Source organism: Roseateles sp. P5_D6, assembly GCF_054049415.1.
This window is the reverse complement of sequence record NZ_JBFUMK010000044.1, coordinates 1-10476: the sequence shown is the minus strand read 5'-3', so window position 1 is coordinate 10476 and position 10476 is coordinate 1. Positions and strand designations below refer to the sequence as shown.

Genomic DNA, 10476 nt, shown 5'->3' with positions numbered 1-10476 from the left:
GCTCGAAGTAGTGCGTGGCGAACAGCGTGAACGCGCGCGTCTTGTCGTGCAGGTGGCTGGCGATGGCCGACGCCAGTGCCAGGCCGTCGAAGGTGGACGTGCCGCGGCCGATCTCGTCCATCAGCACCAGGGATTGGTCGGTGGCCGAATGCAGGATGGCCGCGCCTTCGGTCATCTCCAGCATGAAGGTGGACTGTGCGTTGGCGAGGTCGTCCGCCGCGCCGATGCGGGTGTGGATGGCGTCCATCGGCCCCAGGCGACAGCTCGTCGCCGGCACATAGCTGCCTATTGATCCCAGCAACGCGATCAGCGCCACCTGGCGCATGAACGTGCTCTTGCCGCCCATGTTCGGGCCGGTGATGACGAGCAGCTTGGTACGCGCATCGAGCTTGCAGTCGTTGGGCATGAACTCCGTGCCGCCGGTCTCGTGCAGGCGGGCCTGCACGACGGGGTGGCGGCCGGCTTCGATCTCCAGGCAGGGCTGGGTGACGAACTCCGGCCGGCACCAGTTCAGCGTGACGGCGCGTTCGGCCAGCGCCGCCAGCGCGTCCAGACCGGCCAGCGTGCGGCCCAGCGCCGTCAGCGGCTCCAGGCGGCTGATCAGGGCGTCGATGACCTGCTCGTACAGCAGCTTCTCGCGCGCCAGCGCCCGCTCGTTGGCGGACAGGGCCTTGTCCTCAAAGGCCTTCAGCTCCGGCGTGATGTAGCGCTCGGCGTTCTTCAGCGTCTGGCGGCGCTGGTAGTCCATCGGCACCTTGTCGACCTGGCCCTGCGTCACCTCGATGTAGAAGCCATGCACGCGGTTGAACTGCACGCGCAGGTTGGCGATGCCCGTGCGGGCGCGTTCGCGGGTTTCGAGGTCGAGAAGGAAGCCGTCGCAGTTCTGCTGGATGCCGCGCAGCTCGTCCAGGTCGGCGTCGAAGCCGTCGGCGATGACACCGCCATCGCGCGTCAGGATGGCCGGCTCCAGCGCGATGGCGCGCTCCAGCAGTTCCTGGATGTCGGCGGGCGGGTTCAGGCTGGCGTCGCGCAACGCGGCGGGTGTCACAGCGCGCAGTTGCGGCAGCACCTGAAGCGTCGCGCGCAAGCCGGTCAGCTCGCGCGGGCGCACCTGGCGCAGCGCGATGCGGGCAGCGATGCGCTCGACGTCGCTGACCGATTTCAGCGCTTCGCGCAGGGGCTCGAAGCCTTCGTCGTGCAGGGCGGCGATGGCGTCGTGGCGCGAGACGGCCTCTGCGCGGTCGCGCTTCGGGTGCAGCAGCCACTGGCGCAGCGTGCGGCTGCCCATGCCGCTCTTGCAGGTGTCCAGCAGCGAGAAGAGGGTGGGTGACGATTCGCCGCGCAGCGTCTGCGTCAGCTCCAGGTTGCGTTGGGTGGCGGGCGGCAGGTCCAGCAGCTCGCCGCTGCGCTGCACGCGCAGGGAGCGCACGTGGGCGAGAGCCCGGCCCTGGGTGTGTTCGGCAAACGCCAGCAAAGCGCTGCCGGCCGCGTGAGCCAGCGTCAGCTCATGCGCGTTGAAGCCCTGCAGGCCGGCCACGGCCAGTTGTTCGCACAGCTTGCGCTGGCCCAAAGCGGCGTCGAACTGCCAGCTCGGCCGGTTCGTGACCGGGAAGCGCGCCTTCATGACGCCCGATGGCTGCTGCTCGCGATTCACCAGCACCTCGGCTGGCGACAGGCGGGCCAGCCAGGCGGGCAGTTCCACGTCGCTGCATTCGGCCAGGCCGATCTCGCCCTGGGTCAACGACAGCCAAGCCAGTCCATGGCGGCGGCCGTGGCCGGCGACGGCCAGCAGCACGGCGTCCTGCTTGTCGGCCAGCAACTCGGTGTCGGTGATGGTGCCGGGCGTGACGACGCGCACCACCTTGCGCTCCACAGGCCCCTTACTCGCGCCGACCTCGCCCACCTGCTCGGCGATCGCCACCGCCTCGCCCAGCTTGATGAGCTTGGCGAGATAACTCTCCAGCGCATGCACCGGCACGCCGGCCATGACGACGGGCTGGCCCGCACTCTGGCCGCGCTGCGTCAGCGTGATGTCCAGCAGCGCATTGCACTTGCGCGCGTCATCAAAGAAGACTTCGTAGAAATCGCCCATCCGGTACAGCAGCAGCGTGTCCGGGAAGTCGGCTTTCAGGCCCAGGTACTGGGCCATCATGGGCGTGTGGGCGCTGAAGTCAGCGGGCTGGGTCATCGGCGTCGAGCAAATAACAAAGCCCCCCGGCGGAGGGCTTCAGAATGGGCGACAGTTTACGCGGCGGCCAAGTAGGCTGGCCCGTCGGTTGAGCGGTCGACGGCCACGGAGCCTTCGCTGTGCTCCTGGCTTGCCGACGAGGCGCGCCGGCTGCCAACCTCCGTCTGGACAAGGGCGAACCGCTGGAGCGCTGGAATCGGCCTTCGCGACGGACAAAGCGCCATCAGTCACCCACGGAACGAGCGCTGGCGAACGATGCCTACCGATATGTTTTATGTTGCTGTGGCGGTGTATTTGGTGCTATGAATACCCGTCCCACCAGGGTGGGCCCCGGATCCTGCACAACAACACATGGAGACCGCCATGAAGACAGGACGTTGGAGGGTGGGCTTTGTGGCCCTGGCCACTGCGGCTGTGGGCGTGCAGGCGCAGCAGGCGGGGAGCGTGCAGCTCTTTGGCCTGATGGACATCGGCGTACAGCAGCTGAAGGCCGACGGTGTCGGCAAGCGCCACCTGGTCACCAGCGACGGCAACGCCTCCAGCCGCTTGGGCGTGCGTGGCAGCGAGGATCTGGGCGGCGGGCTCAAGGTTGGTTTCTGGCTGGAGTCGGCCCTGTTGGTGGACGACGGCAGCAGCGGTGCGACGAGCACCAACAACAAGGACTCCATCAGCGGCGGCCTGACCTGGGCGCGCCGCGCGACGGTGCAGTTGTCCGGTGACTGGGGCGAACTGCGCCTGGGCCGCGACTATGTGCCGTCCTTCATCAACCTGACGATGACCATGCATCCCTTCGGCCCCAATGGCGTCGCCAGTTCGGGGCTGTTGTTCTATCCCGCGCCCGCCAATGGCACGACGCCGCGCACCAATGCGCGGGCGTCCAACTCCATCGGCTACTTCCTGCCGCCGGGCCTGGGTGGTGTCTATGCCCACGTGATGCTGGCCTTGGGCGAGCAGGGCGATGGCCCGACGCACAGGGACGGCCAGTTGCAGGGCATGCGCATCGGCTGGCGCAACGAGGCCTTCAACGCCGCGGTCGCGATTACGCGCACCCGCTACGCGACGGGCGACTACAAGCAGAGCAATGTCGGTGCGGCCTGGCAGTTGGGCCCGGTCAAGCTGATGGGACTGTGGGGCGAGAACAAGGTCGGCACGACGAAGACGACGGCGCGCATGGTGGGCGCGCGGTGGCAGGTGGGCCCGCAGGGGGAGGTCCGCTTTGCCTACACGACCTTGAGCGCCAAGGGCGTGGCCAGCGACGCGAGTCATATCGCGCTCGGCTATGTGCATGACCTGTCCAAGCGCACCGCGCTGTATGGCAACGCTGCCCGCGCCGACAACAAGGGCACTGGCGTGCGCTTCAACGTGGGCATGGCGACGACGGTGCCGGGCGGCAACTGCAGCGGTGCCGAATTCGGCGTTCGCCACAGCTTCTGAGCGGCGCAAGAAACACCCATAAAGAGCAAGGCCCGCAACGCGGGCCTTGTTGATTCAGCGAAGCGCTTGGCTAGCGAAGCGTCTAATTAATCTTCCGACTTGAACACCAGCTTGACTTCGTGGGTCTGGGCGGCGCCGGTGCCTTCGAACTTCCACTGGCTCAGGGCTTCGGTGGCGGCACGGTCGAACACGCGCTTGGGTTCGGCTTCGACGATGGCGACATCCGAGACCTTGCCGTCGCCGGCAATGGTCATCTTGGCGCGCACGCTGCCGGCGCTGATGTTCTTCTTGACGGCCTCATTGGGGTACTCGGGAGCGACCTTCTTCAGAACCTTGGCATCGGCGTGGGCCAGGGAGGCAGCGGCGACGAGGGCGAGAGCGACAGCGGAGCGGGCAAACATCAGTAGCGTCTTTCGGGCGGTTTGATTGGGGGAACAGAGCGGCTCTGGCCGCGTTGCAGCACGCATTCTGGCGAGTCCGCCCCCCACGGGTAAGGGGTGCGGCCGTGCAGAAGTCACGCACGCATGACCGGGTTAGCCCTTGGTCACCGCTGTCGCCAACTCCTTCACGGCCAGGAAATGACAAAGCCCTCGCGAGGAGGGCTTCGAAGGGGACTGGTGGCGCTGATCAGGGTGCTGCGTCGCCGCTTTCATCCTTCTTGATGCGCACGGCGCCACGCTTCTTCGGCTCGGCCGGCGCAGACGCTGCATCACCATTGAGCGTGGGCGCTGCGGCCTCTTCTTCCTTGATGACGCGGGTGTAGGGCGCCAGCATCGTCACCAGCTGCGCGTAGATCTTGGGGTTGCCGGCCACCACTTCACGCTGGTGCAGGAAGTCGGCCTCACCCGTGAAGTTGCCGATCAGGCCACCGGCTTCCGTGATGATGAGCGAGCCCGCCGCCACGTCCCAGGGCTGCAGGCCGGTCTCGAAGAAGGCGTCGTAATAGCCGGCGGCGACATAGCAGAGGTCCAGCGCCGCGGCACCCGGGCGGCGCAGGCCGGCGCAGTGCTGCATGACCTCTTCGAACATCTTCACGTAGCGCTTGAAGTTGTCGCCACGGCGGAAGGGGAAGCCGGTGCCGATCAGCGCGTCGCTCATGCGGGTGCGCTTGGACACGCGCAGGCGGCGGTCGTTGCAGAAGGCGCCGCGGCCCTTGCTGGCGTAGAAGAGGTCGTTGCGGGTCGGGTCGTAGACGACGGCCTGCTGCACGACGCCGCGGTGCGCCAGCGCGATGGACACGCAGTACATCGGCAGGCCGTGGATGAAGTTGGTGGTGCCGTCCAGCGGATCGATGATCCAGACGAACTCGGAATGCTTGGCGCCGTGGGTGCGGCCCGACTCTTCGGCGAGGATGCCGTGGTCCGGGTAGGCACCCAGCAGCGTCTCGATGATCACCCCTTCTGCGGCGTGGTCGACCTCGGTGACGAAGTCGTTCGGGCTCTTGGTGTTGATGCGCAGAGCTTCGAGGTCCAGCGAGGCGCGGTTGATGATGGCGCCAGCCGCACGCGCCGCCTTGATGGCGACATTGAGCATGGGATGGTGAGACGTTTGCAGCATGCGTGGCACTCGCTGGGAAGAAGGGGCTGACGGGAGGAAAGAGCGGCGGGACCCATGGAGGCGGCCCGGATAATCGCGCGATTCTAGCCGCAGCCTCCGTACAAACCCGTGGAATCCACACGCTTCGTTCTCATCAACACCAGCCACGCCGGCAACGTCGGCGCGACGGCGCGGGCGATGAAGGTGATGGGTTTCCAGGACCTGGTGCTGGTGGCGCCGCGCTTTGCCGACGTGCTCTGCCACGAGGAGGCAGTGGCCATGGCCAGCGGCGCGGCCGACATCCTGGCACGCGCCCGCGTCGTGCCCACGCTGGCCGAGGCGCTGGACGACGTGGACTTCGCCTGCGCCACCGCGATGACGCCGCGCGACTTTGGCCCGCCGACGCGTGAGCCACGTGCACTGTTCGGCGAGCTGGCCGCGCGTGAGGCCGCGCCCCGCCTGGCGCTGGTGTTCGGCTCCGAGCGCTACGGCATGAGCAACGAGGACGTCTACCGCTGTCATGCGGTGCTGAGCATCCCGACCCATCCAGACTACGGCTCGCTCAACCTTGCCCAGGCCGTGCAGTTGCTGGCCTACGACCTGCGCCAGGCCCTCGGCGGCTTCGGTGTGCAGGCGCGCACGCCTGACCCGCAACTGGCCGACGCGCGTGCCGTGCAGGGCCTGCTGGATCATCTACAGGCAGCGCTGGTGCACATCGACTACCTCGACCCCGCGGCGCCCAAGAAGCTGATGCCCCGCCTGAACCAGCTCTTCAACCGCGCCGGGCTCACGAACGAGGAAATCCACATCCTGCGCGGCATTGCGCGACAGATGCAGAAGACCGTAGTGCCAGCAGGCTCAAAGTAGCCCCACCTAAACTGGCCTGCCTTTCTCCCCTGGCTGCACCATGTTCCAGCGCCTGCGCGAAGACATCGCCCTGATCCTCGAACGCGACCCGGCCGCCCGGTCGGCGTGGGAGGTGCTGACCTGTTACCCGGGCCTGCATGCGCTGATGTTCCACCGCCGTGCTCACTGGTTCTGGCAGCGTGGCTTCAAGTGGCTGGCGCGCTGGGTCTCGCACTGGAGCCGCTTTCTGACGGGCATCGAGATCCACCCCGGTGCGCGCATCGGCCGCAAGGTCTTCATCGACCATGGCATGGGCATCGTCATTGGCGAGATGGCCGAGATCGGCGAGGGCTGCACCATCTACCAGGGCGTCACGCTCGGCGGCACCTCGCTCGTGAAAGGCGCCAAACGCCATCCGACCCTGGGCCCGGGCGTCATCGTCGGCGCCAATGCCAGCGTGCTGGGCGGCTTCACGGTCGGCGCCGGTGCGCGCATCGGCTCAGGTGCCGTCGTCACCAAGCCGGTGCCGGCAGGTGCGACAGCCGTGGGCAACCCGGCGCGCATCATCGAGGCCGCCAGCGAACAGGCCCGCGAGGAGGCGGCCGCCAAGATGGGTTTCTCGGCCTATGGCGTGACCCAGGGTGACGACCCGGTCGCGATGGCCATGCGCGGCCTCATCGACAGCGCCTCGGGCCACGAGCACCAGATCGCGCTGCTTTGGAGCGCGGTCTGCAAGTTGTCGACCCAGGCCGGCCGGCCGATCGGTGACTGCGTGCCCGATGACGCCCAGCGCGACGAGGCCTTCGATGCGGCGCAGATGAACCGGCTGGTCAAGTAGCGGCCGCGCCGGCGAAATAGACCGTCAGCCGGCCACGTCTTTGCCGCCGGCCGGCCCGGCGTGAATGAGAATCGCCGGTTCCGGGCCGCGATGGCCCGCCCTGTGTCGGCCTGCTGTGTTCCTGCGCGAGTTACGACTGCGGCTTTCCACTGGCTGGCGCATGGCGCTGTGCCTGATCATGGCCCTCTGCCTGGCTGAGGCAACTGCGGCACCGGCGCCCAAGCGCTGGTCCAGCCTCGCCGACATCAGCTTCCAGCATCTCAGCCAGGAGCAGGGCTTGCCCAATGCCATCGCGACGGCCGTGGCCGAAGATGGCCAGGGTTTTCTGTGGGTGGGCACGCTCGGCGGTCTGGCGCGCTGGGACGGCTACCACTTCAAGGTCTACAAGGCCGATGCGCAGCGCCCCGGCGCCCTGCCGGACAACTATGTGCAGTCCCTGCATGGCGATGCCAAGGGGCGGCTCTGGGTGGGCACGAGCGCGGCAGGGCTGCTTCGGCATGACCCGACGACGGACCGTTTCATCGCCATCCCGGTCGGTGGCGCCGCGGGCCTGAGCCATGTCAGCGTGCGGCAGATTGCCGACGACGGCGCGGGTGGGCTGTGGGTCGTGACCGACGGCGGCCTGGACCACCTGGATCCCGACAGCGGGCGCATCGAGCGTGCCAGCACCGTGGGCGGCTGGGCGGCCGGTGCCGGCACCCAGGTCTGGACCCTGCTGCTTGATCGCCGCGGCCAGCTCTGGATCGGTAGCGCCGCGGGCCTGTTCCGCCGCGCGGCCGCGGGCGCGCCGCTGCAGGCCGTGCCACTGGCGGTGGGCCGCGTCGTCCAGCCCCAGGCCCTGGCCCAGGACAGCGCCGGGCGCATCTGGGCCGGCGGCAAGCACGATGGCGTCTTCGTGCTCGCCGACAACGGCGAGGCGCCAGCCGTCGAAATGCGGGAGGCCGGCGTCGCCGCGAACGAGGACCTGCTGGGCAACAGCCAGATCACCAGCCTGCTCGAGACACAGCCGGGGGAGATGTGGGTGGCGACCCTGGGGCAGGGTGTCGTGGCCGTCGACGTCGAGCGGCGCGACAGCCGGCGCATCCGCCACGTGCCGGCCTGGCCGGTCAGCCTGGCGGACAACGCGTTGCGCACCCTCTACCGCGACCGGTCCGGGCTGATCTGGGCTGCGTCGAACCGCGGCCTGAGTCGCCACGACCCCCGCCAGGGCGGGGTGCTGACCCGCCTGGGCGCCAGCGCCGAGGTTGGCGATGCACTCGACTCCCGTTTCATCAGCGCCGAGATCAGCTGGATCCTGCCGATGCCCGAGGGCCGCCTGTGGCTGGCCACGCACAAGAGCGGCATCGACATCCTCGACGCCACCGGTGCCCGCGCCGGTGCATTGCGGCCCGATGCGAGCCGGCCCGAGGCCGCGCTGCCGCCGGACATCGTGCTGGGCATGGCGCGCGTGGCGGATGGCAGCGTCTTCGTCGCCACCAAGCGCGGTCTTTATCGCTGCGATGCGAATGGGCGCCATTTGCGTCGCGTGAGCCTGGCGGGCCGCAACCCTGCCGCATCCACCTGGGCCCTGCTGGTCGATGGCGGCACGCTGTGGATAGGCGGCCAGTTCGACGGCCTGTGGCGGTTGGACATTGCCAGCGGCAGCGCCGCGCCCGTCACCCTCCCGGCACCGGGCTTGACCGACCAGCGCATCATGGTGCTGGCCCGCGGCGCGGCGGGTGAGCTGTGGGTCGGAACGCGCAACGGCCTCAACCGGGTCGATCCCCTGAGCGGTGGTGTCGTGCAATACCCGGCCGGCCCGACGCTGGCGCGCGGCCTGTCGGCCGGCTTCGTCACGGCGCTGATGCTGGATGCCGAAGGCCGGCTCTGGGTGGGCAGCTATGGCGGCGGCATCGATGTGCTGCCGGCGCCGGGCCAGGGTGAAGCCATCCTGCGCGTGGGCGTTGCCCAGGGCCTGCCGGACGGCACTGTCAACGCGCTGCTGCCGGACCTGCAGGGCCAGGTCTGGGCCAGCACCGACAACGGTCTGGCGCGTATCGACCCGGCCCGCATGACGGCGCGCGCGCTGCGCCGGGCCGAGGGCGTGGTCTTCCCGACCTACTGGACGGGCTCGGCAGCGCGCACCGAGCGCGGCGAGCTGCTGTTCGGCGGTGCCGGCGGCATGACCGTGGTGCTGCCCGAGAAGCTGCAGGCCTGGACCTACCGGCCCGACGTGCTGGTGGCGGACGTGCAGATCGGCGGGCGCTCTGTGGCGCTGCCCCCGGGTGGTACGGCGCTGCTGGACGTGCCGGCCGACGGCAACAGCCTGGCCGTGGAGTTCGCGTCCACCGACTTCTCGGCGCCGGAACGCAATCGCTATGCCTACAAGCTCGAAGGCTTCGATGCCAGCTGGATGGCGGCCGACGCGGCGCGCCGGGTGGCCGCCTATACCAACCTGCCACCGGGTGACTACCGGCTGCGCCTGCGCGCCTCCAACCGCGACGGCCAATGGGGCGAGCGCGAACTGGCCCTGGCGGTGACGGTGAGGCCTGCCTGGCACCAGACCTGGTGGTTCCGCGCTGCCCTGGTGTTTGCGCTATGCCTGCTCGTGCTCGCGGCGGTGGCCGGGCGCACGCGGCTGCTGCGCCACCGTCAGCTCGAGCTGGAGCACAAGGTGCGCGAGCGCACGGTCGAGTTGCGGGCGATGCACCACGCTTTGCAAGAGAAATCAGAGCAGCTTCAGTTGAGCAGCGTGACCGACCCGTTGACGGGCCTGCACAACCGCCGCTTCCTGAGTGACCACATCGAGCAGGACCTGGCAGCCAGCCTGCGCCGATCACAGGAGACGCTTGCCGCCGGGGGCCAGCCGCTGGATACGGACAACGTCTTCCTGCTGCTCGACATCGATGCCTTCAAGCGCATCAACGACCGGCACGGCCATGCCGCGGGCGACGCGGTGCTGGTGCAGTTCGGCGCCCGGCTGCGTTCGGTGATGCGCGAGTCCGATTACCTGGTGCGCTGGGGTGGCGAGGAATTCCTGGCCGTGGCGCGCGACACCGATCGCCTGCGCGCTGAGGAGCTGGCCGAGCGCATGCGCGCCGTCATCGCCGCCACGCCGTTTGAGCTCGACGACGGCGGCCGCCTCGATGTCAGCTGTTCCGTCGGCTTTGCCTGCGTGCCCTTCGAGCCGGCGCGGCCACAGGCACGCAGCTGGCAGCAGGTCGTCAACCTGGCCGACCTTGGGCTTTATGCCGCCAAGCGCGCCGGCCGCAATGCCTGGGTTGGCGTGCACACCGCCAAGGGGCGCGGCGCCACCGGTCAGCGCGTCGTGGGCGGGTTCGGCCTGAGCAGCAATCGCAGCCTGGATGACGTGGCCGCGGCGCTGGCCGAGCCAGGAACGGTCGAAGGCTAGCTGTTGAGTTTCGATAGGTTGTACCCACCGAGCCGGGAGGCAGGAGGGCTGTAGCCAAGAGCGGAGTGAGGCCGTCGAGCGTTGTAGTAGGTCAGGAACGCTGGCAACCAGGCCGTGCGCTCACCGCTGTTGGCCCAGACGCGACCATAGGCCCACTCCCGCAGACACGTCTGGATGAAGCGCTCGGCCTTGCCGTTGGTCTGTGGGCAGTACGGCTTGGTGAAGCTGTGCTTGATGCCAAGC

General features: G+C 68.8%; 8 protein-coding genes. 4 read left to right on the top strand and 4 right to left on the bottom strand.

Annotated elements, in window-relative coordinates; translation table 11 throughout:
- On the bottom strand, nucleotides 1-2188 hold a 2188-nt coding region (gene mutS, locus ACXJKM_RS29845; protein WP_457356634.1), incomplete at its 3' end, for a DNA mismatch repair protein MutS.
- 363 nt (nucleotides 2189-2551) lie between these two features.
- Between mutS and ACXJKM_RS29840 the strand changes: the two genes are divergently transcribed.
- A complete protein-coding gene (locus ACXJKM_RS29840; RefSeq protein ID WP_457356633.1) occupies nucleotides 2552-3622 on the top strand; it encodes a porin in 1071 nt (356 codons plus the stop codon).
- An 86-nt stretch (nucleotides 3623-3708) separates the two neighbouring features.
- Here the strand turns inward: ACXJKM_RS29840 and ACXJKM_RS29835 are convergent, their stop codons facing one another.
- Together ACXJKM_RS29835 and ACXJKM_RS29830 are read right to left on the bottom strand one after the other, a co-directional pair.
- Nucleotides 3709-4023 (bottom strand): energy transducer TonB, encoded by a 315-nt coding sequence (locus ACXJKM_RS29835; RefSeq protein WP_056196838.1) that lies wholly within the window; start codon nucleotides 4021-4023, stop codon nucleotides 3709-3711.
- Between the two features lie 226 nt (nucleotides 4024-4249).
- Nucleotides 4250-5179 carry an inositol monophosphatase family protein gene (locus ACXJKM_RS29830; RefSeq protein ID WP_457356632.1) on the bottom strand — a complete coding sequence of 310 codons (930 nt, stop codon included), beginning with the start codon at nucleotides 5177-5179 and terminating at the stop codon, nucleotides 4250-4252.
- A 108-nt stretch (nucleotides 5180-5287) separates the two neighbouring features.
- Between ACXJKM_RS29830 and ACXJKM_RS29825 the strand changes: the two genes are divergently transcribed.
- The 3 genes from ACXJKM_RS29825 to ACXJKM_RS29815 all read left to right on the top strand — a co-directional run bounded on the left by ACXJKM_RS29825 (nucleotide 5288) and on the right by ACXJKM_RS29815 (nucleotide 10233).
- On the top strand, nucleotides 5288-6025 hold the full coding sequence (locus tag ACXJKM_RS29825) for an RNA methyltransferase (RefSeq protein ID WP_082532618.1): 738 nt from the start codon (nucleotides 5288-5290) through the stop codon (nucleotides 6023-6025).
- 40 nt (nucleotides 6026-6065) lie between these two features.
- Nucleotides 6066-6842, top strand: coding sequence for a serine O-acetyltransferase (gene cysE / locus ACXJKM_RS29820; protein WP_056196844.1), 777 nt, complete (start codon nucleotides 6066-6068; stop codon nucleotides 6840-6842).
- Between the two features lie 160 nt (nucleotides 6843-7002).
- On the top strand, nucleotides 7003-10233 hold the full coding sequence (locus tag ACXJKM_RS29815; protein ID WP_457356631.1) for a ligand-binding sensor domain-containing protein: 3231 nt from the start codon (nucleotides 7003-7005) through the stop codon (nucleotides 10231-10233).
- Here ACXJKM_RS29815 and ACXJKM_RS29810 read toward each other — a convergent pair.
- Nucleotides 10230-10476, bottom strand: a 247-nt coding sequence (locus ACXJKM_RS29810; RefSeq protein WP_457356630.1) for an integrase core domain-containing protein, incomplete at its 5' end; no start/stop codon positions are given. The two genes, ACXJKM_RS29815 and ACXJKM_RS29810, sit on opposite strands and share 4 nt — an antisense overlap.

Bases quoted from the DNA above. Each gene is read 5' to 3' on its own strand.
- ACXJKM_RS29840 (WP_457356633.1), top strand. From the start codon at position 2,552: ATGAAGACAGGACGTTGGAGGGTGGGCTTTGTGGCCCTGGCCACTGCG.
- ACXJKM_RS29835 (WP_056196838.1), bottom strand. From the start codon at position 4,023: ATGTTTGCCCGCTCCGCTGTCGCTCTCGCCCTCGTCGCCGCTGCCTCC.
- ACXJKM_RS29830 (WP_457356632.1), bottom strand. From the start codon at position 5,179: ATGCTGCAAACGTCTCACCATCCCATGCTCAATGTCGCCATCAAGGCG.
- cysE (WP_056196844.1), top strand. From the start codon at position 6,066: ATGTTCCAGCGCCTGCGCGAAGACATCGCCCTGATCCTCGAACGCGAC.
- ACXJKM_RS29815 (WP_457356631.1), top strand. From the start codon at position 7,003: ATGGCGCTGTGCCTGATCATGGCCCTCTGCCTGGCTGAGGCAACTGCG.